The following is a 21,939-nucleotide window of genomic DNA, read 5'->3' on the forward strand; positions in this document are numbered from 1 at the left end:
CTCCCACAAGCAGGAGAGGCAACCGATCGTGCGTATTTCTAACTCCCACAAGCAGGAGAGGGAACCGATCGAGCGTATTTCTAACTCCCGCAAGCAGGAGAGGGAACCGATCGAGCGTATTTCTAACTCCCGCAAGCAGGAGAGGCAACCGATCGAGCGTATTTCTAACTCCCGCAAGCAGGAGAGGCAACCGATCGAGCATATTGCACGTCTCCCTCTCCCTCATGGGAGAGGGCCGGGGTGAGGGTAACCTGGCGCAGAGGACTTAATCCCCCAGCAGCACCGACTCCAGCGCGATCTTAATCATATCGTTGAAGGTAGTCTGACGCTCAGCCGCAGTGGTCTGCTCGTGGGTACGGATATGATCCGACACGGTACAGATAGCCAGCGCTTTGGCACCAAATTCTGCTGCCACGCCGTAGATACCCGCCGCTTCCATCTCCACACCGAGGATGCCGTACTTTTCCATGACGTCGAACATCTGCGGGTCCGGGGTGTAGAACAGGTCAGCGGAGAAGATGTTACCAACGCGCGCGTCAACACCCAGAGCTTTAGCCGCATCAACGGCGTTACGCACCATGTCGAAATCAGCAATCGCAGCGAAATCGTGGTCTTTGAAGCGCATACGGTTCACTTTGGAATCCGTGCTGGCACCCATACCAATGACGATATCGCGCAGTTTCACATCCGCACGCACCGCGCCGCAGGAACCTACACGGATAATCTTCTTCACACCAAACTCGGTGATCAGTTCTTTGGCGTAGATCGAGCAGGATGGGATACCCATACCGTGGCCCATCACCGAAATTTTGCGACCTTTGTACGTCCCGGTGTAACCCAGCATGCCGCGTACGTTGTTCACTTCAACCGCATTTTCGAGGAAGGTTTCTGCAATGTGCTTCGCACGCAGCGGATCGCCCGGCATCAGAACCACGTCCGCGAAATCACCCATTTCTGCATTAATATGAGGCGTTGCCATCGTTATTTTCCTTATTAAAAATTGGTCGCTGTTTTACAGCATGCTTTTGCCGTAGTCCATGCTGGACAGGCCAAAATAGTGTGCGATTGTCTGGCCGATATCGGCAAAGGTATCACGATAACCCAGAGAGCCGGGTTTAACTTTCGGGCCGTAGATCAACACCGGAATATGCTCACGGGTATGTTCGGTACCGTGCCAGCTGGGGTCACAACCGTGGTCGGCGGTCAGGATCAGAATGTCATCCTCCTTCACCAGTTCCATCAGCTCAGGCAGACGACGGTCAAACAGCTCCAGCCCGCCAGCATAACCGGCGATATCGCGACGATGGCCCCAGGTCGAGTCAAAATCGACGAAGTTGGTGAACACAATCGACTGATCCGGCGCTTTCTTCATTTGCGCGATCGTGGCGTCGAACAATTCATCCAGACCGGTGGCTTTCACTTTTTGCGTGATGCCCTGCTGCGCGTAGATATCCGCGATTTTGCCCACGGAAATCACTTCGCCGCCCTTCTCATCCACCAGCTTTTTCAGCATGGTCGGTGACGGTGGTTCAACCGCGAGATCGTGGCGGTTGCCGGTGCGCTGGAAGTGACCGGCCTTGTCGCCAACAAACGGGCGCGCAATCACACGGCCAATGTTGTAGCCACCTTCGGTCAGCTCCTCACGGGCGATTTCGCACAGCTCGTACAGCCGTTCGAGTCCAAACGTCTCTTCATGGCAGGCAATCTGAAATACAGAATCCGCCGAGGTGTAGAAAATCGGCTTGCCGGTTTTCATGTGCTCCTCGCCGAGTTGGTCAAGGATCACCGTCCCGGATGAGTGACAGTTGCCGAGGTAGCCTGGCAGATCGGCGCGTTGTACCAGTTTATCCAGCAGTTCCTGCGGGAAGCTGTTCTCCTTGTCGCTGAAGTAGCCCCAGTCGAACAGTACCGGCACACCGGCGATTTCCCAATGACCTGACGGCGTATCTTTACCGGAGGAGAGTTCACTGGCGTAGGCATAGGCGCCGATAATTTCTGCACGCGGATCCAGCCCTGGCGGGAAACGCCCGGTGGAGAGTTCAGCGGCTTTACCCAACCCCAGCGCGGTGAGGTTTGGCAAGTGCAGCGGACCTTCGCGGCCTTCATTGGCCTGGCCTGCAAAGCACGCTTCGGCGATATGGCCGAGCGTATCCGATCCTTCATCGCCGAACTTAGCGGCGTCTTTGCTGGAGCCGATCCCAAAGGAATCGAGCACCATAATAAAAGCACGTTTCATGCAAGTCTCCTGCGCAACTGCGCGATGACAAGTCAAAAAAAAGCGATCAGATCAGTATACCCGAATGGCTTCGGCCTGGCACGCAGCGGCGGCAACTATTCGCTGATGCGGCGATAAACCACCGGCGTCTCAGGCGGCGCACTGTCACTCAGGTTGATGGCTGCTTTGACCGCAGCGGCAGCCTGCTGCCATTGCGCTTCGGTTGCGGCGTGGATTACCGCCAGCGGGCGTTGTGCATCAGCCTGCGCCCCAAGGGTAATCATTTCGCTCAGACCGACGCTGTAATCAATGGCATCGCTGGCGCGTTGACGGCCACCGCCCAGTGCCACCACCGCCATGCCGAGGGCGCGGGTATCCATCGCGCTGACAATGCCCGGCTGGTCGGCATACACCGCTTTACTCAGCATGGCGGCAGGCAGGTAATGGTCCATACGCTGGATAAAGTCCGTCGGGCCTTGCTGCGCGGCTACCATACGGCCAAACACCTCTGCCGCCTGGCCGTTATCCAGCACCCGTTGCAGTTGCTGCCGAGCCTCGGAGTCATTTGACGCCAGCTTGCCGGATATCAGCATTTCACTGCACAGCGCCAGCGTCACCTCCAGCAGGCGGGGATTACGCGCTTCGCCGGTAAGGAACTGCACCGCTTCGCGCACTTCCAGGGCGTTACCGGCGCTGGAAGCCAGCACCTGATTCATGTCGGTCAGCAGTGCGGTGGTTTTGCACCCTGCGCCATTGGCAACGCCGACAATCGCCTGTGCCAGGTTTTCTGAGGCTTCAAAGGTTGGCATAAAGGCACCGCTGCCCACTTTGACATCCATCACCAACGCATCCAGCCCTTCCGCCAACTTTTTCGCCAGGATCGAGGCGGTGATCAGCGGGATCGAATCAACGGTGGCGGTGATATCGCGTGTCGCGTAAAAACGTTTGTCAGCCGGTGCCAGCGAGTTGGTCTGACCGATGATCGCCACCCCATTTTCTTTGATGATCTCGCGGAAACGATCATCGCTCGGGAAGATGTCAAAACCGGGGATCGCTTCCAGCTTATCCAGCGTGCCGCCGGTATGGCCAAGACCACGACCCGAGATCATCGGCACATAACCACCACAGGCGGCGATCATCGGGCCAAGCATCAGCGAAGTCACATCACCCACGCCGCCAGTTGAATGTTTATCGACAATTGGCCCGTTGAGGTTCAGCGACTGCCAGTTCAACACCGTGCCGGAATCACGCATCGCCATCGTCAGCGCCACGCGTTCGGCCAGCGACATATCGTGGAACCAGATGGTCATCGCCAGCGCGGCGATTTGTCCCTCTGATACGCTGTTATCACGCACACCGTTGATAAAGAAACGGATCTCCGCTTCGCTCAACTCACGACCATCGCGTTTTTTGCGAATAATTTCTTGTGGCAGGAACAAGGTTGCCTCCCCGGCTGAAAATCGCGCGATAAATCGCGCCGCTACGAAAACAATTAATACCCAGCTTTGCTGGCGGTGGTGACATGGCCCAGCGTATTAAGCAGGCTCGCCAACAGGCTGGAAGCGCCAAAGCGGAAATGGCGCACATCCGCCCAACCCGCACCAAGGATGTCGTCGGCCAGTTGCAGATAATGGGCCGCATCCTCTGCGCTGCGCACGCCACCTGCCGGTTTAAAACCGACCTGCTGCTGCACGCCTTTATCGCGGATCACGCTCAGCATGATAGCGGCGGTTTCCGGCGTGGCGTTGACCGGCACCTTACCGGTGGAGGTTTTGATAAAGTCGGCACCGGCATCGATAGCGATTTCGGAAGCCTCACGGATTAACACCGCATCTTTCAGTTCACCGCTTTCGATAATGACTTTCAGCAATACACCAGATGCCGCACAAGCTTCTTTGCAGGCTTTCACCAGATCAAAACCGATCTGACGATTGCCCGCCAGCAGCGCGCGATACGGGAACACTACGTCCACCTCATCGGCACCGTAAGCGATCGCTGCGCGGGTTTCCGCCAGTGCGATATCCAGATCATCATTGCCATGCGGGAAGTTGGTCACCGTGGCGATACGGATTTCCGGTGTGCCCTGCTCACGCAACGCTTTGCGCGCCACCGGGATAAAGCGCGGGTAGATACAGATAGCGGCGGTGTTACCGGCGGGTGATTTGGCCTGGCGGCACAGCGCGATCACTTTTTCGTCAGTATCGTCATCGTTCAGTGTGGTCAAATCCATCAGTTGCAGTGCGCGCTGCGCGGCTGCGGTGAAATCAGTCATGGTGCTCTCCAAAAAAGTCAGCCTGGGCGGAAGTCGCCCGCCAGGGAATGTGATAATTCTAACAATTTGAGCGACGAAATATTCGATCATTCATCACATGAAAAAAGAAAACTGTGCAAATAATACATTTATTAGGTGATAAAAATCACAAAATATCACCATTACATGCCCGATACGATCGGAAATGAAGATGTTATTATTATCACATTAATTGAGAAAGTTGTGTCGCCACCACCCTGTAAATGTAGCCAATTCAGAGCAGCACGCAGGGATCAGACCAGGCTCAGTCGGGGAGATTGAAGACGCGCAGGCTGTTTTGCCATAGCGCATCAGCGATGACATCCGGCGGCTCACGGCGTAGCTGGCACAAGACATCAAACACCAGCCGTGCTCGCTCCGGGCGATTGGGTTCGCCCTGATAACCATTCAGCGGCATATCAGGCGCATCGGTTTCCAGTAACAGGGAATCCAGCGGCAATGCTGCGATGGTGTTACGCGTTTTACTGGCGCGTTCATAGGTAATGGTGCCACCGACGCCGATCGCATAGCCAAGTTGGATAAAACGCTGTGCCTGTTGCAGGCTACCGGCAAAACCGTGCACCACACCACGGCGCGGCAGATCGTGACGGCGCAAATGCAGCGCCATCTGATCGTGGGTACGACGTGAATGGAGGATCACCGGCAGATCGAAGCGTTTGGCCAGCTTCAACTGCCCATCCAGCAGCCGGGTTTGTTTGTCGAACTGGGGATCGTCCATATACAGATCGAGTCCGATCTCCCCCAATGCCACGCGTTTTACGTCTGGGGTGTGCAGACAATCCGTCAGTTGATCGAGGTGCGTATCCTGATGCATGGCGATCTGAATCGGATGCAGCCCCAGCGCGGCATATAACGCGGCATGTTGTTGTGCCAGCTGGCTGACCAGCGCAAAGCGGCTGGCATCGACGCTGGGTACAATTACACGTTCAACCCCTGCCTGCGCAGCACGCACAATGCTCGCTTCCGCCGCATCAACAAACGGCGGGAAGTCAAAATGACAGTGGGTATCGATAAATCTCATGCCAGCGAACCTGCATCATAGTCAGCATCGTTACCGGCCACGTCTGGCGTGTTGACCTCGCGGTTATCCGGCGCATTCGCCACCGCAGCAGGTGGCGTAACGACAGTATGCCGCACAAATGGCTCGGCATCACTCAGCCACTGCCCGAGCGTGGCCAGGAAATAGCGGCCGCAGCGCCGCCCCAGATGGTAATCCTGATTCAGGGAGGCGATGCGACTGCCCAGCGCGTTACTGGCTAACGGTTTGGGTGGGAAGATCTCGATAATGCGCAAATCACCCGGCGGCTGATCGATAAATTGTTGAATATCATGATAACTTTCTTCGTGCTGATGCAGGATGTTGATCATTGGCTGCAAAGCGCTGTCGCTCAGCCAGCGTTCCATGCGCTTGATCCATTTCGGTGTGTACGACATCTGCGACGGAACGGTGCGAATCACCACAACGGTATCGGCACCCCGCCGGGCCGCCTCACGCACCGGAATGGCATCGCTGATACCGCCATCCAGATAGCTAATGCCATCCATCTCCACGCCGCTGCGATAGAACCCCGGAATGGCACTGGAGGCTCTGATGATATCGAGCCAGGTATTGCGGGTTGGGCTGAAGTAATGCGCGCTGTAATCATCGCTGCGGCAAGCGCACATATAAAACTCACTGCCTTTGGCAAACAGCCCCTCCGCCGTGCTCATCGCCAACGGCAGCTCCTGGCTGGTGATATCTACCAGCCAGTCCAGATCGATCAGATTTCCGCCACGCACAAAACGCACCGGATCAAAGAAGAGTTTGCTGGTGGTGTAACGGGTGATCACGCGCCGCGCATAACCCGGTTGGGCGCAGACATACGCTGAGAGATTTTGTGCGCCTGCGGAGGTGCCAAGCATCAGATCAAAAGGATTGAAGCCCGCGCGCTGAAACTCATCCAGCACTCCGGCGGTAAAGATACCGCGTTGACCGCCACCTTCGCACACCAGCGCAATTTTGTTTGATTTGAAGGGCGTGAGCGCTAAGGGTTCGATGGTTCCCAGCGTCACAGGGATGCGTATACCCAAGATGTGTCCCTCAGCGGTTCTTTCTCTGAGGGGTGCTAAAGCGCAGAATCGCCACCGCCCGCAACCCGGAGAACCAGTCTTTATTATGCCCTGACTGGTCTCCGCTTCAGGCTACTGCCGGGTGAGCGAACTATGACTCAGAATCAGGGTCGTTTACGCCCGGTAAACAGGCTGATGAGGAACAGAATAATACCGACAATAAAGACAATTTTAGCCGCCCATGCTGCCGTACCCGCCAGACCGCCAAATCCTAATGCTGCAGCAATCAGTGCGATCACCAGAAAGATAATGCCCCAACGAAACATAAGCCTCTCCTTACCATCGTGAAAATCGAACTGCTTAGTTCATCCCAATGTGGGTGTGCAGAAAGATGTTGTTATTACGCTGCGGCGGATACGAAAAGCCGCAGCGCCCAGGGTTAAGATTTAATCGTCAGGTCATTCTTGACACTTTTCACGCCGTCAATGGCTTTGGCGATTTGTTCAGCGCGGTCCGACTGCGCCTTGTTAGCAACCGTACCGGACAACTGCACCACGCCATCCGTGGTTTCCACCTTCACGTTGCGTGATGGCACGATGTCATCCGCTAAAAGTTTAGCTTTGATTTCACTGGTGGTTGCCGCATCCCCGGCATAACCTTTCAGTGAGGTGGTTTTGCTGTCTTTAACGTGCAGTTTGTCACTGACGGATTTCACCCCTTCAACTTTCTGCACCACGGCTACGGCTTTTTCCGCCTGATCCTGAGAGGTGACAAAACCGCTCAAGGTCACTACGCCCTGATGCGTGTTTACTGAGATATCCGTGCTTTTTATCGCTTCATCATCCACCAGCGCCGCTTTCGCTTTGGCGGTGATGCCGCTGTCATCCATATACCCACCGACTTTTTTCATAGAGCTATCGATTTTTGCCCCGGCACTGTCGGCGGTCGCCTGCGCTTTTTGCGTCAGGGATTCATCGGCCAGTGCTGCGCCACTCATCAGGGCCGAACCCGCCAGAGCGGCAATCAGGGTTTTGGCAATCTTAGTCTTAATCATCGATATCATCCTTCTATCCGTTTACGCATCCGCAATCGCGAATGAGCCAGCAACAAACGGCGTTGCTGCGATAATGGACGCAATGAAACCTGAAGTTTCTTTTCTCGTCCGACAGAATGATCATAGACGGGACTGAGGGTTTTGCCGGTATTTGTGGTTGATATCTCGCCAAAAAGCGAAAAAAACAGCGTTTTTAAGAGGAGTCTGGAAGGGAAAAACAGGGCCAGTGGAAACCACAGGCCCTGGAGAAAACGGCGATTAATGCTCGCGCGTTTTGCGGAAAGTCACGTCAGGATAACGTTCCTGGGTGATATTCAGATTCACCATGGTTGGGGCAATATAGGTCAGGTTATCACCGCCATCCAGCGCGAGGTTGATCTCGTTTTTACGTTGAAATTCATCGAATTTCTTCACGTCAGCACATTCAACCCAACGCGCGGTTGCCACGTTGACCGATTCGTAAATTGCTTCAACGTTGTATTCGCTTTTCAGGCGCGCGACTACCACGTCAAACTGCAACACACCCACCGCACCAACGATCAAATCGTTGTTATGCACCGGACGGAATACCTGTACCGCGCCCTCTTCCGACAGCTGCACCAAACCCTTCAGCAATTGTTTCTGCTTCAGCGGATCGCGCAGGCGAATACGACGGAACAGCTCAGGGGCGAAGTTCGGAATACCGGTGAACTTCATGTTCTCACCCTGGGTGAAGGTGTCGCCAATCTGGATGGTGCCGTGGTTGTGCAGACCGATGATATCGCCCGGATAGGCTTCTTCCACATGTGAACGGTCACCGGCCATAAAGGTCAGCGCGTCAGAGATCACCACATCTTTGCCGATGCGAACCTGACGCAGCTTCATGCCCTTCTCATATTTACCGGATACCACGCGCATAAAAGCCACGCGGTCGCGGTGTTTCGGGTCCATGTTGGCCTGAATCTTGAACACGAAGCCGCTGAACTTCTCTTCTTTAGCTTCCACGGTACGGGTGTCGCTCTGACGCGGCATCGGTGCCGGTGCCCAGGAAACCAGGCCATCCAGCATATGGTCAACGCCAAAGTTACCCAGCGCGGTGCCGAAAAACACCGGGGTGATTTCGCCGCTCAGGAACAACTCTTCATCAAATTCGTTGGATGCACCCTGCACCAGCTCCAGCTCATCGCGCAGCTGCTGCGCCAGATCTTCACCGACGGCTTTGTCGAGATCCGGATTGTTCAGCCCTTTAACGATACGCACTTCCTGAATGGTGTGCCCCTGACCAGTCTGGTACAGATAGGTTTCATCGTTGTAGAGGTGATACACGCCTTTAAACAGTTTGCCGCAGCCGATCGGCCAGGTAATAGGCGCACAGGCGATCTTCAGCTCGTTCTCGACTTCATCCAGCAGCTCCATCGGGTCGCGGATATCACGGTCAAGTTTGTTCATAAAGGTGATGATCGGCGTATCACGCAGACGGGTCACTTCCATCAGCTTACGGGTACGATCTTCAACACCTTTGGCGGCATCGATCACCATCAGGCAGCAGTCCACCGCCGTCAGCGTACGGTAGGTATCTTCCGAGAAGTCTTCGTGCCCGGGGGTATCCAGCAGGTTCACCAGGCTGTCACGATAGGGGAACTGCATCACCGAGGTGGTGATGGAGATACCACGCTGCTTCTCCATCTCCATCCAGTCGGATTTGGCGTGTTGGTTTGATCCACGGCCTTTTACCGTACCGGCGGTCTGGATCGCCTGTCCGAACAGCAGAACTTTCTCGGTGATAGTGGTTTTACCGGCGTCCGGGTGCGAAATGATCGCGAAGGTACGGCGGCGCGCCACCTCTTGTAAAAAGGGAGCATTAGACATCAGTGAAATCTTCTCAAAGGGCAACGCACGAGCCGCGCGCTGCGAATAAATCAGGGTGACCGGGGCTGAGCCAGCGGTTATTCAGGCGGCATAGCATACAATATTTCAGTGAGGTGGGGAATGTTGGGTGCACGCTGCCCCCTCATCCCAGCCTTCTCCCGCCAGCGGGAGAAGGAGGTGTGCTATATGCTCGATCGGTCCCCTCTCCCGCTGGCGGGAGAGGGTTAGGGTGAGGGCAAGGAAAAACTAACCCAGCACCCGTGTTACGGCGGCTTTGAAGATCTTCACCCCAATTTCCAGCGAACTCAGTTCAAAACGCATCTCAGGGTGATGCAGGCCCGGCACCAGGTTGGTGCCTAATCCCCAGAATCCGGCTTTCACCGTTGGGCATTTCACCGGGTAATAGAAGAAATCTTCACTGCCTGGCGTCGTTTTCGCGCCCAGCAGCCCCTCTTCGCCCAGCACATCAACAATCGCCGCCCGAATCACCTCCGTCGCTTCCTCATGGATCTCCGCCGCAGGCATTTCCTTGAGCACCACCACCTCGGCAGTTGCCCCCAGTGCCGCAACGCTATTGAGCACCGCCTGCGTCACTTTATGTTTGAGGATATCCATCGGTTCGTTTTCCTGCGAACGCAGGTCCCACACCACGCGCGCTTCATCCGGTACCGAGTTGGTGACACCGGCATCACAGAGAAAACGTGTCGCTTTGACGCTCCAGTTCAGCCCCGGTGACAGATGGATACTGTTCACGGCCTGCACCGCCTGTACCGCCGCGTCGAGCGCATTCACGCCAAGGTGCGGGCGTGCCGCATGGGCCGGAACGCCTTTGATGGTCGCTTCCAGCGTGCTACAGGCAGAATAGATCACCGCAGGCGTCGCCTGTCCCACATGGCATTCTTCCAGCGGGCGCACATGGAAACCGAGGATCATCTCGACATCCTCCATCGCCCCGCCCTCGATCATCGACAGCGCGCCTGCGCCCAGTTCCTCAGCGGGTTGGAACAATAACTTCAGGCGGCCTTTTTTGATTGCCCCTTCTTTCAACAGCTCCTGTGCGGCAGTCAGTACCACCGAGGAGTGACCATCATGGCCGCAGGTATGGCGTGCACAAGCGACACCATCAATGACATGTCCCAGTGCATCCATATCCGCACGCAATGCCAGCACCGGGCCGGGCACACCGCTGTCAATTTCCGCCACAATGCCGGTGGTGTTGTTAATGCCGCGAGTGACTTTGATCCCCGCCTGTTCCAGCTGGTCGGCGATATAGGCTGAGGTTTTAAACTCCTGAAAACCCAGTTCCGGGATTTCATGCAGAAAATGATAATGTTCTAAGACGTTGGACACCGGTTAGCTCCTAAACAAAAAAACGCATCACAAGCATGGCGATCACCGCATTGATGATGCTGGTCAGCATCAACAGCGGCCAGTATTTCTTCGGCACATCGGCAACACCCAACAGGCGGCCCATGTATTGCAACTGTGATCCCATCAGGAAAATTGCCGGAGCCAGGATAGTGATATCCGCTCCGCTCAGAGTCCCTTTGGTCAGCAGACTGACTGCCACCCCCACTGCTGCCGAGGAGGATAACCAGGCCGTCAGCAACACAGTAATGGCTTCCCCCGGTAGGCCAAACAGCCCCATCACCGGGGCAAAGAGATGCCCGAGGAATTGCATAATGCCCAGCAGATTCAGCACTTCCGCCAGCACATAAGCCATCACCACATTTGGCATCAGATTATGGATAGCGATATGGAAGCCTTTACGTGCACCCACGATAAAAATATCGAACGGGTTATTATTCACCCGTGACGGAGCATTATTTGACATCGGCAAAATCCTTTTTATAAACACTATTTAACATGAAACGGACAAAAGCCGCACCGACGAATTTGAGAACAAACATTAACACCAGCGGAATAATGATCGGAGCCGTCATTGAAGCAAACAACGCCGAGCCGATAGCAAAATAGTTATTGATCAAACCGGCACCGGAATATTGCCAGGCGGACATCACCACGATGTCTTTTTTGCTGACCTGTTGCTGGTCGTACATCTCTTTGGTTAATGCAGCGCCAGCATCGGTACTTTGCAGATCGGTAATTAATGCCAGGCCACAGCGACCCGGCAAACCCATCAACGGTTTCAGCAGCGGCGTCAACAACTTGTGCGCGGCGCGAATCGCACCGTAATGGGTAAAGATCTCCAGAACGCCCAACGCCAGCATCACCGTTGGGGCCAGCGACAACGCAAACAGAAAGCCTGCTTTGGCGCTCAGGCCACCGGCACCGAGGAAGGTATTGGTCGATTCTTTCATGGTGCCGAAACTGCCGCCCAGCGTGGTGAAATCAAACGCCCCTAACCAGCTAAATCCGTCCACCTTATAAAATAAGCCGGAGAAAAACAGAATGGCCAATATCAACGCGACGTAACCGCCGATACCCGCCGACACCCGTTCATGGGTAGCAATGATTTTTTCTTCAGACATAAAACCCTCCTGCTGGCGTTATTTTTTAACCAGACAGTTGCAATATATGGAACTAAGTTCTAAGCAGGATTTATGCCAGCTGGTATTTTCTTTAATTGCGAAAGCGCTAATTTTGTTCAGTAACAATTAAATGACCGAAATATCAATCTTTCTGCCTGAAAAAATTCAGCGCAGATGCCTTTATTTCTCACATCAATATTTTCGTCAGGTAATCAGATCGCTGAAAATAAAATCAATAACGCAGTGAGTGCACGCTAAACAGGCAACCTCGACGCACCATCATGGTGCAATAAATCCGAATGAAAAGAAGACAAAAATGAGAATCGGTCGCATTCAAAAACTTGAATAATTCCATTTATAATCAATGAGATAAATTCAACTTTTTGACGAAAATCACTTCACAAAAAAGTATAGGTTGATGCATAATTCACCGCACTCACCTGAAAAATTTAAAAAAGGAATCAGCCATGTTAACTGCTGAAATGACTGCTCGTCTGAATGACCAACTGAATCTGGAATTCTTCTCTGCCAACCTCTACCTGCAAATGAGTGCCTGGTGCAGTGACAAAGGTTTTGAAGGGGCTGCCTCCTTCCTGAAAATGCACTCTCGCGAAGAGATGGAACATATGCAGCGCCTGTTTGACTACCTGAGCGATGCCGGTTCGCTGCCGGTACTGGGCAGCATCGCGGCGCCGCCGGTCAGCTGGAACTCCCTGGCTGAACTGTTCGAAGAAACGTTAAATCATGAAAAGCTGATCACCAGCAAAATCAATGAACTGGCTCATGCAGCGATGACCACGCAGGATTATTCCACCTTCAACTTCCTGCAATGGTACGTGGCGGAGCAGCATGAAGAAGAGAAGCTGTTCAAAACCGTGCTGGATAAACTGGCGTTGGTGGGCAGCAAAGGTGAAGGCCTGTTCCTGATCGACAAAGATCTGGGCCGTATGAATACCGAAAGCCACGGCGCATAAGATAAAACGGCCCGCATTGCGGGCCGTTTTGTTTTTATTCCAGCGTTTTAAGTCGCAGTTCCGAAGGCTGTGGACGACCAAACAAATATCCCTGAAACAACGTACAGCCCTCTTCACGCAACCGGGCAAACTGCTCGCTGCTCTCCACCCCTTCTGCGGTGATCTGAATATCCAGACTCCGGCTCATCCCGGTGATAGCCCGGATAATCGCCAGCGCTTCACGACTGTCACCCATATCGTTGATAAACGACTTGTCGATTTTGATTTTGTCGAACGGGAAGGATCGCAGGTAGCTGAGAGATGAATAACCCGTGCCGAAATCGTCCAGCGCAATTTGCACGCCCAGCGCTTTCAGACTTTGCAGAGTACGAATATTACCGAGGGTATCATCCAGCAACACCGATTCGGTGATCTCCACCTCAAGACGATGCGGTGCCAGTCCGGACTCACGCAACGCGCCTTCTACCACCGATACCAACGAGCTGTTTTTGAACTGCAACGGCGACAGGTTAACTGACACCGATTGCTCCCCTTCCCAGCTTGCTGCTTCACGACAGGCTTCATACAGCGCGTACGCCCCCAGCAGATGGATCAGACCGGTTTCTTCGGCGATCGGGATAAAATCGTTCGGCATGATCAACCCTTTGATCGGGTGATGCCAGCGCATCAGCGCTTCATAGCCAATGATCCCTTTCTCATCACCATCGGTGATCGGCTGATAGTAGAGCTTGAGCTGACGTCCGCTAATCGCATCGCGCAGATCGTTCTCGATCACCCGGCGACTCCGCGCCAGGTCATCCATCTCCAGCGTGAAATGCTCATAACGATTTCGGCCATTACGTTTGGCTTCGTACAGCGCCATATCAGCGCAGCGCAGCATATGTTCCGGCGTGTTAGCGGCCTGTGAACTCAGCGCAATCCCGACGCTCAACCCGACTGACAGATTATGTCCCTCCAGATTGACCGGAGGACGAATCGCTTCAATCAGTCGCTGCGCCACCACAGCGGCTTCATCGGCGTTACGAATGCCAGGCAGCACAATCGCAAACTCATCACCGCCAATACGCGCCAGGGTGTCGTGATCGCGCAATACATTCCGCAAACGCTTCGCCACCGTACGCAACAGGTCATCACCAATCTGATGGCCCAGCGCATCGTTGACGTTTTTGAAGTTATCGAGATCGAGACACAGCGTGGCGGTGATATACCCGCCCTGTGTATCCGCGCGCAGTGCCTCACTCAGTTTCTGGCGGAACAGAATGCGGTTGGGCAGGCTGGTCAGGTTGTCGTGGTGTGCCATATGGTGAATACGCGCATCCGCTTCACGCTGGTCGGTCACGTCCTCCACAATCAGCATCACGAAGTTCTGCCGCAGATCTTTTCCGGCGATAGTGGTGGCGCGGGTATGCAGAATGCGCTCGCCGCCCGCCGTCAGCAACAGTTGCTCGCGCGTGTGGATACCTTCACTGCGCAGGGCAATATCCGCCAGGCTGTTGAAGTAATCACTCAGCTCTGCCGACATACATTCATGCGGCCGTTTATGCATGATCAATAACTTATTGATGCCGAACAACTGCTCGGCTTTGTCGTTGACCATCAGAATTTCACGGGTGATAGCGTCTTCAACAATCACACACGACGGGATATGGGTAATGATGGTGTCGAGGAATTTCGACAACTCAGAGGCTTTGGCGCTCTGCGCTTCGGCCAAATCCCGTGCACGCAGCAACTGCTGCTCATGTTCACGACGTTCAGTCACATCACGGGTAATTTTTGCAAAGCCAATCAGTCGGCCTTCTTCATTGTGGATCGCATCGATCACCACATGCGCCCAGAAGGCGGAGCCGTCCTTACGATAACGCCAGCCCTCATCCTCAAAGCGACCGGTTTTCAGCGCGATACCCAGGTTGGCATCCGGCGCTTTCGACTGGCGCTCCTGTGCACCGTAGAACACCGAAAAATGCTGGCCGACAATCTCTTCGGAACGATAGCCTTTCGCCCGTTGCGCCCCGGCATTCCAGTTCACCACCCGCCCCTGCACATCCAGCATGTAAATGGCGTAATCCCGCACCCCGGTGACCAACAGCCGAAAGGTTTTTTCCTGCTCACGCTGAGCGCGCAGTAACGCCTGCTGTTCGGTGCAGTCACGGGTAATTTTGGCGTAACCGATCAACTTGCCGGCATCATCACGGATGGCATCGATAATCACATGCGCCCAAAAGGCACTGCCATCCTTACGATAACGCCAGCCTTCATCTTCAAAGCGCCCGGTTTTAAACGCGATACCGAGGTTCTTCTCCGGGATATGGTTGAGGCGATCCTGTGCGCTGTAAAAGCGTGAAAAATGCTGTCCGACGATCTCTTCCGCGACATACCCTTTGGCGCGTTGCGCACCGGCATTCCAATTTTCGACGTTGCCGTCCAGATCCAGCATATAGATGGCGTAATCGGTGACACCTTCCACCAGCAGGCGGAACCGTTCTTCCTGCTCACGCTGCCTGCGTTGTTGCTCCTGTTGCTGGGTACAGTCACGGGTGATTTTGGCAAAGCCGAGCAGCTCGCCATATTGATCGCGGATCGCATCAATAATCACATGCGCCCAAAAAGCGCTGCCATCTTTGCGGTAACGCCAGCCTTCAGTCTCAAAACGTCCGGTGGCGGTGGCATTGGCTAAGCCACGCAGCGGTGCACCATTTTTACGATCGTCTTCACTGTAAAACAGCGCGAAATTCTTACCGACAATTTCTTCAGCGGTGTAGCCCTTGGCGCGTTGTGCGCCGGCGTTCCAGCTCGCTACCGTACCGTCCGGCTTGAGCATGTAAATGGCGTAATCAAGCACGCTTTGCACAAGCAAGCGATACATGACGTCAGAATTATTATCCATTGTTATTTGCCTATTGCTGGCCTGATGTCACCTGGTAACCCAGGAAAATTCTTAATTGCTCTGCAGACTTAATAGCAAATACGCAGCGTTGACAAGCGCTATCAGCTTACAGGCGAAAGTTGGTAGTTTGGTTATCGGCAGTGGCGAGAAATTGTTCAGTGGGATACGCAATGAATTACGTTGTGTTGACGGCATTCAGATGACAGTACCGTGACATCCACTGAGAACGACACAAATTGGTAGTGGCGCGATTTATCACGCCATACGTGCGTGATGCGGGAAAAACCTGCGCGATAAATCGCGCCGCTACGGGACCAGATGCATCGCGATATAGCGCTCATAACGTGCGGCTTTGACGCGCGTCAGGTCGACCAACACCAGGCCATCGATGCAATGGTTAAAATCGGGGTCGCTACCGAAATCAATAAACTGCACTCCACCCGGTTCGCACAGTTCCGAGTATTGCTTGTACAGCGTCGGAATAGCGGTACCGAGGTTGGCAAGCAGATGCTTCAGGCGACGTAAATCTTCCTGGTAATTGTCGCCAGTAAACTGCGCCAGCACTTCCGGTAGCGAAGCCGGATAGGGACGACGCGATGTTGCCAGCGGCAGCTCGGTCGGGAAATAGAGGCGATAAAACGCCACCAGCAGGTCGCGGGCCGCCAGCGGCATCCCGCCGGAGATCGAGACCGGGCCAAACAGATAACGGGTTTCCGGGTAGCGGGCGATATAGGCACCAATCCCCATCCACAGGTAATCCAGACCCCGTTTGCCCCAGTAAGCGGGTTGGATAAAGCTGCGTCCCAGCTCCAGTCCCTGGCGAATTATCGGCAGCATACGTTCGTCATAATGAAACAGGCTGTCGCTGTAGATCCCTTCCAGGCCGCGCCGCTCCAGCTGCTCTCCCCCCGGAATAAAACGGTACGCGCCCACAATCTCCAGCTCGGCGTCATCCCACAAAATCAGGTGATAGTAATCATCATCGTACTTATCCAGGTCACGTCGTCGGCCGCTGCCCTCGCCTACCGCGCGGAAAGCAATTTCACGCAGGCGGCCCAGTTCTCGCAACAACGGCACCCAACTTGCGCCGTTGCGCCGCCACAGGTAGATCTGCTTACCATCCGGCAAGGTGCCAAGCCGCTCGCTCTCCAGCAACGCTTTTCTCAGCTCAGCACGATCTTCCGGGCGAGCGATGGCTGCCTCGGTCTGAAACAGGCCACGTCGTCCCTGACTGATACGGTACAGATGCTTGCGCAGCCGCTTCGCCAGCTCTTTACCTGGCGTGTGGCCATCGTGCCAGTGCGCAAAGGGGATCTGCTCACCGATATGCAGCTTGATACGCGAACCGCGCTGGCGAAACATCTCACGCACCAGCATCAGCAAGGCCAGCGGCTGGGCAATCTGGCTGACGGCATAAAAAGCCGCGCTGTTACGCCCCACCACATGCACCGGCACCAGCGGCGCACGGGCGCGGGCGGCAAGGCGCAGGAAACTGTGATGCCAGCGGCGATCACGCACGCCACGGGTGGTCAGACGTGAAACTTCCCCTGCCGGGAAAACAATCAGTACGCCCTGATTGTCGAGATGCTGCTGCATACGCGTCAACTGCTCACGACTGGTGCGGTTACCCATGTTATCCACCGGCAGCATCAGGTTATTCAGCGGTTCCAGCATCATCAGCATGCGGTTAGCGACAATTTTCACATCGCGCCTGACCTGCGATACCGCAGCCAGCAGCGCCAGACCATCCAACGCGCCCAGGGGGTGGTTAGCCATAATCACCACCGGGCCATGAGAAGGAATTTGCTCCAGATCGCGCTCGCTTAACTCGCAGCGCACATCAAGGTGCTCCAGCACCTGCTCCACCATGTCCACCCCTTGCAGGTGGCGATAACGAGCGGCAAATTGTTGGAATTCGTGTTCACGCAGCGCCCATTTCAGCAGGCGTTTTTGCCATCCCGCCGCCTGGAAGCCTGGCCAGTAAGTATTGAGAACCTGATCAACAGAAAACATTGTTCACCTTCTTATAGGGAGCGGTTATCGCCCCGAAGGTAAAACGGCTTGTTTTCAGATTTATGAACGTCGTTATCAGGTTTAACAGACGCGCGATAAATCGCGCCGCTACAGCACCGATTTATCGCGCTTGTTGGCAGGAACTACAATTTCAGCGGCGGGAGCTGCGAGAACACGCTGAGCAGCCCCTTGCTCCATAGCTGGCGGATCTGTGAAAAATAGGGATGCTGGTCAGTGATATGGTACTGCTCGTTGTCGCTGAAACTGTCGCTGTGATAGATCATCACATCCAGCGGCAACCCGACCGAGATATTACTCGCCAGGGTCGAATCCATCGAAATCAGCGCGCACTGCATCGCCTGGCTGAGCGGCGTTTCGTAGCGCAGCACACGGTCAATGATCGGTTTGCCGTATTTGCTTTCGCCAATCTGGAAATACGGGGTATCGACGCTGGCTTCAATAAAATTCCCCTGCGGATAGATTTGGAACAGCCGCGGCTCTTCACCACGGATCTGTCCACCCAGCAGCAGCGTGCCGCCAAACTCTTCACCATCGCGCTTGATCACTTCGCGCAGCGTTTCGCCCACCAGTAACGCAATGTCATACAACGATTTCCCGTTGAGCAGATTGGGCTGGTCGCTGTCATCATTACCGCGTCGCAGCAGGCTCATCACGCTTTGCGTGGTGGCGAGGTTGCCAGCGCTTTGCAGCACCAACGTGCGTTCATCATCCACCTGAAACACATGCAACTTACGAAACGACGAAATATGGTCGACGCCCGCGTTGGTGCGTGAGTCGGAAACAAAAATCATCCCTGATGATAAACGCATTGCCACACAATAAGTCATAGTCACGCCTGCAAAGAGAATTACTGCTGCGAGTGCACCTGTTGCACCGCAGCCACCGCCAGCATATCTTCACCCCCGCCGCCCAGGCGCATGCCGCGAACCGGACAGGCGTCGAGATAATCCACGCCCACCGCCAGCCGTAAGTGCTGCCGGGTGCTGCGGGTATTATTGGTGATATCAAAGCTGTGCCAACTGCCATCCAACCAGGCTTCAACCCAGGCATGGGTGGCAACGTGTTCGACATTGTCAGTATAGAGATAACCGCTGACATACCGCGCCGGAATCCCCAGACTGCGACAGCAGGCGAGAAACACATGGCTGTGATCCTGGCAAACACCAGAGCCGGCGGCAAATACTTTCGCGGCGGTATCACTCACCTGGGTGCTGCCGGGACGATAAGGCATTTTCAGCAGCAGTTCTCCCATCAATTTTTCCAGGCTGGCGAGCGGTGCTTCGGGTCGCCAGTAACGCAGGGCAAAATCGCGGATGGCGCTATCCGGTTGCGTCAGCGGCGTGCCGCGCAGGAAAATCAGCGGTGACAGCGTTGACTCCGGATCGGCCGCCAGTTCGCCTTCATCAAGAATATCCACCACACCGCGCGCGGCGATTTCCAGCATCTGATGCGGCGTGTCCAGCGTCAGCACATGCATCACGTTGCCGTAAGCATCAACGGTACGGGTCGCATCGCAGGGCAGCGCCAGCTCCCACGACAGAATTTTTTGATGCACCGAGTTTTGCGGTGTCAGGCGCAGATACTGGGTGCTGAGTTTGACCGGATGCTCCCAGGCATACCAGGTTTTATGCTCGATGTTCAGTCTCATTTCGCCTCCAGATAGGTGTGATTGATGCTGTCAGCCAATGCGTTAATGTCTGCCAGGAAATGGTTCAGCCAGTTATTCAGGCCGTCACGCGTCAGGCTTTCCCAGGTGCTGAACCGCATCTCAGCCAGCAATACAGTGGCAAGATAGCGCGGGCGATCTTCACCGCTGCTGCCGATCTGCTCCAGTTGGTTAGCGATCTCTTCAATGCAGGAGTGCAAGGATCGCGGGCTTTCGCTGCGCAGGATCAGCATTTCATTGACCAGATCCGGCATCAGCTGTTGTTTGAAGATGGCGTTATAGGCCTCGCGAGCGGATACCGCACGCAGCAAGGTGTCGAGGCAATAATATTCGCGTACCGAATCAGGATGCTGCTCCAGCAATTGTTGATTGACGCTCAACAGGCGCGTACTGCCGTCAGCACGCTCCATCAGGGTGCCGAGGCGAATAAAACTCATGGCATCGCCGCGCAACAGGGTGCCAAACATCGCACCACGAAACAGATGGCAACGCTCCTTGACCCAGTCAAAAAAGCTGTCGGCATTGGCACTGGAAATGCCACGACGGCGCATGCTACGCATCTCAATCCAGGTGGAGTTGATGCTTTCCCACACTTCAGACGAGAGGCTACCGCGCACCGCATGGGCGTTGTTCCATGCCGATTGCCAGCAGCAAAAAATGCTGCTGGGATTGCGATCGTCGAGAGCAAAGAAGTTGAACAACTGCGGCATGGTGAAACGCCCGTTGAGCGTTTCAAACAGCTGACGCGTGCCAGTAAGATTGAGCGGCAACAGCAGCTCATCACCGTGGCTGTTACGCACCGGCATCAACGACAGCCGGTTAGTCACATCCAATACCCTGGCGAGTTGTTCCGCGCGCTCCAGATAGCGCGCCATCCAATAGAGGCCACTGGCCGTGCGGCTTAGCATGATGCGTCATCCTCCAGAACCCAGGTATCCTTGGTGCCACCGCCTTGCGATGAGTTCACCACCAGCGAACCTTCGGTTAGCGCCACGCGAGTTAAACCGCCCGGTACCAGACGGATATCCGCCCCGCACAGCGCAAACGGACGCAGGTCGATATGCCGTGGTGCGAGGCCGTTGTCGATAAAGGTCGGGCAGGTCGAAAGCGACAGGGTATTCTGCGCGATATAGTTATCCGGCCTTGCCTGGAGACGCGCCCGGAAGTCGCTCAGCTCCTGCTGACTCGCCACCGGACCAATCAACATGCCGTAGCCACCTGCGCCGTGCACTTCCTTCACCACCATCTGATCGAGGTTGGCCAGCACGTAGGAAAGATCTTTCGGGTTGCGGCATTGCCAGGTTGGCACGTTATTGAGGATCGGATCTTCGTCGAGGTAGAAACGGATCATATCCGGCACATAGGGGTAGATCGATTTGTCATCCGCTACCCCGGTACCGATGGCATTCGCCAGCACCACATTCCCGGCACGGTACACCGACAGCAATCCGGGTACGCCGAGCATCGAGTCCGGGCGGAACGCCAGCGGATCGAGGAAGGCATCATCCACGCGTCGATAGATCACATCCACCTTGCAAGGTCCGGCGGTGGTACGCATCATCACCGCGCCATCTTTAACAAACAGATCGGCGCTTTCCACCAACTCGACGCCCATCTGCTGGGCGAGGAAGCTGTGCTCAAAATAGGCGCTGTTGAAGCGGCCCGGCGTCAGCACCACCACCACCGGATCGTTCACCGGCGAGCTTTCACGCAACGTCTGCAACAGATGCGATGGATAACGCTCGACCGGGGCCACATGCTGCTCGGCAAATAACTCCGGGTAGAGGCGCATCATCATCTTGCGGTTCTCCAGCATATAGGAGACGCCAGACGGGGTGCGTAGGTTATCTTCCAGCACGTAATATTCGCCATCGTTGTTGCGCACCATATCCACGCCGACGATATGCGCATAGATATTACGATGCAGATCAACACCTTGCATGCAAGGCTGGTACTGATCGTTGACCAGCACCTGCTCGGCAGGAATGATGCCCGCCTTCAGGATGTGCTGTTGATGGTAGATATCGTGCAGGAAGGCGTTGAGGGCTTGTACCCGTTGTCGGATACCGCGATCGAGCATTGCCCATTCGCTGGCAGGAATAATACGCGGCACGCTATCGAACGGAATCAGGCGCTCTGCGCCACCGTCCTCGCCATAGACGTTGAAGGTGATGCCAACGCGATGAAACAAAAGTTCCGCTTCCTCACGTTTACGCGCCACTGCCTCTTTGTCCGCCGCTTGCAACCATTCCCAGTAGTGCTGATAGTGAGCGCGGTGTTGGCCGTCGCTCAGCAACATCTCATCATAGAAGTGTGATGCTATCTGGTAGCTTTCTTTCATGATTTACCCGGCGCTTATCAGAGGACCTGATTTCACTGCTGCACAAACTGTGCCAGCGCGTGCGTGCTGCA

The 21,939-nt window shown here is 55.0% G+C and carries 19 protein-coding genes; 1 reads left to right on the top strand and 18 read right to left on the bottom strand.

The genetic code is table 11. The annotated features are described in order from the left end of the window. Positions 1–265: 265 nt before the first annotated feature. The 12 genes from deoD to AC6I8N_RS16935 form a co-directional block, all read right to left on the bottom strand. The gene (gene deoD / locus AC6I8N_RS16880; protein ID WP_013510469.1) at positions 266–979 is read right to left on the bottom strand and encodes a purine-nucleoside phosphorylase; all 714 of its coding nucleotides are present in this window, start codon (positions 977–979) and stop codon (positions 266–268) included. A gap of 33 nt (positions 980–1,012) precedes the next feature. Next, positions 1,013–2,236 carry a phosphopentomutase gene (deoB, locus tag AC6I8N_RS16885; protein ID WP_021183402.1) on the bottom strand — a complete coding sequence of 408 codons (1,224 nt, stop codon included), beginning with the start codon at positions 2,234–2,236 and terminating at the stop codon, positions 1,013–1,015. 95 nt (positions 2,237–2,331) lie between these two features. After that, positions 2,332–3,654, bottom strand: a complete 1,323-nt coding sequence (gene deoA / locus AC6I8N_RS16890) for a thymidine phosphorylase (RefSeq protein WP_497829526.1) — start codon at positions 3,652–3,654, stop codon at positions 2,332–2,334. Positions 3,655–3,707: 53 nt separating this feature from the next. Further along, positions 3,708–4,487 (bottom strand): deoxyribose-phosphate aldolase, encoded by a 780-nt coding sequence (gene deoC, locus AC6I8N_RS16895; RefSeq protein WP_497829527.1) that lies wholly within the window; start codon positions 4,485–4,487, stop codon positions 3,708–3,710. A 283-nt stretch (positions 4,488–4,770) separates the two neighbouring features. Continuing rightward, a complete protein-coding gene (locus AC6I8N_RS16900; RefSeq protein ID WP_497829528.1) occupies positions 4,771–5,547 on the bottom strand; it encodes a TatD family hydrolase in 777 nt (258 codons plus the stop codon). Further along, positions 5,544–6,596, bottom strand: coding sequence for a patatin-like phospholipase family protein (locus tag AC6I8N_RS16905; protein WP_036625486.1), 1,053 nt, complete (start codon positions 6,594–6,596; stop codon positions 5,544–5,546). The genes AC6I8N_RS16900 and AC6I8N_RS16905 overlap by 4 nt, the downstream gene beginning before the upstream one ends. 143 nt (positions 6,597–6,739) lie before the next feature. Next, the gene (locus AC6I8N_RS16910) at positions 6,740–6,901 is read right to left on the bottom strand and encodes a DUF1328 domain-containing protein (RefSeq protein ID WP_013510475.1); all 162 of its coding nucleotides are present in this window, start codon (positions 6,899–6,901) and stop codon (positions 6,740–6,742) included. 113 nt (positions 6,902–7,014) lie between these two features. Next, the gene (gene osmY / locus AC6I8N_RS16915) at positions 7,015–7,629 is read right to left on the bottom strand and encodes a molecular chaperone OsmY (protein WP_497829529.1); all 615 of its coding nucleotides are present in this window, start codon (positions 7,627–7,629) and stop codon (positions 7,015–7,017) included. A 258-nt stretch (positions 7,630–7,887) separates the two neighbouring features. Continuing rightward, complete coding sequence (gene prfC, locus AC6I8N_RS16920; RefSeq protein ID WP_013510477.1) at positions 7,888–9,477, bottom strand: peptide chain release factor 3; 1,590 nt, start codon at positions 9,475–9,477, stop codon at positions 7,888–7,890. A gap of 246 nt (positions 9,478–9,723) precedes the next feature. Then, a complete protein-coding gene (locus tag AC6I8N_RS16925; RefSeq protein WP_497829530.1) occupies positions 9,724–10,827 on the bottom strand; it encodes an amidohydrolase in 1,104 nt (367 codons plus the stop codon). 10 nt (positions 10,828–10,837) lie between these two features. Beyond that, positions 10,838–11,311 carry a YjiG family protein gene (locus tag AC6I8N_RS16930; protein WP_021183410.1) on the bottom strand — a complete coding sequence of 158 codons (474 nt, stop codon included), beginning with the start codon at positions 11,309–11,311 and terminating at the stop codon, positions 10,838–10,840. Next, a complete protein-coding gene (locus tag AC6I8N_RS16935) occupies positions 11,301–11,969 on the bottom strand; it encodes a nucleoside recognition domain-containing protein (protein ID WP_021183411.1) in 669 nt (222 codons plus the stop codon). Before AC6I8N_RS16935 ends, AC6I8N_RS16930 begins: the two co-directional genes overlap by 11 nt. A gap of 467 nt (positions 11,970–12,436) precedes the next feature. Between AC6I8N_RS16935 and ftnA the strand changes: the two genes are divergently transcribed. Then, positions 12,437–12,943: a non-heme ferritin gene (gene ftnA, locus AC6I8N_RS16940; protein ID WP_021183412.1), complete on the top strand. Its 507-nt coding sequence runs from the start codon at positions 12,437–12,439 to the stop codon at positions 12,941–12,943. A gap of 34 nt (positions 12,944–12,977) precedes the next feature. Here the strand turns inward: ftnA and AC6I8N_RS16945 are convergent, their stop codons facing one another. From AC6I8N_RS16945 to AC6I8N_RS16970, 6 genes are all read right to left on the bottom strand, one after another. After that, positions 12,978–15,827 carry a sensor domain-containing protein gene (locus AC6I8N_RS16945; RefSeq protein ID WP_497829531.1) on the bottom strand — a complete coding sequence of 950 codons (2,850 nt, stop codon included), beginning with the start codon at positions 15,825–15,827 and terminating at the stop codon, positions 12,978–12,980. Positions 15,828–16,133: 306 nt separating this feature from the next. Next, positions 16,134–17,840 carry a bifunctional ornithine lipid synthase OlsF gene (gene olsF, locus AC6I8N_RS16950; RefSeq protein ID WP_208723610.1) on the bottom strand — a complete coding sequence of 569 codons (1,707 nt, stop codon included), beginning with the start codon at positions 17,838–17,840 and terminating at the stop codon, positions 16,134–16,136. A 143-nt stretch (positions 17,841–17,983) separates the two neighbouring features. Next, positions 17,984–18,688 (bottom strand): proteasome-type protease, encoded by a 705-nt coding sequence (locus AC6I8N_RS16955; protein ID WP_021183415.1) that lies wholly within the window; start codon positions 18,686–18,688, stop codon positions 17,984–17,986. Between the two features lie 20 nt (positions 18,689–18,708). Further along, entirely contained in the window at positions 18,709–19,509 is an 801-nt protein-coding gene (locus AC6I8N_RS16960; RefSeq protein WP_415173196.1) for a transglutaminase family protein, read from the bottom strand. Further along, positions 19,506–20,435 (bottom strand): alpha-E domain-containing protein, encoded by a 930-nt coding sequence (locus AC6I8N_RS16965; RefSeq protein ID WP_021183417.1) that lies wholly within the window; start codon positions 20,433–20,435, stop codon positions 19,506–19,508. Before AC6I8N_RS16965 ends, AC6I8N_RS16960 begins: the two co-directional genes overlap by 4 nt. Next, positions 20,429–21,868, bottom strand: coding sequence for a circularly permuted type 2 ATP-grasp protein (locus AC6I8N_RS16970; protein WP_013510490.1), 1,440 nt, complete (start codon positions 21,866–21,868; stop codon positions 20,429–20,431). Before AC6I8N_RS16970 ends, AC6I8N_RS16965 begins: the two co-directional genes overlap by 7 nt. Between the last annotated feature and the right edge of the window lie 71 nt (positions 21,869–21,939).

The organism is Pantoea sp. X-Soil-TKNS-1279 (genome assembly GCF_059730565.1).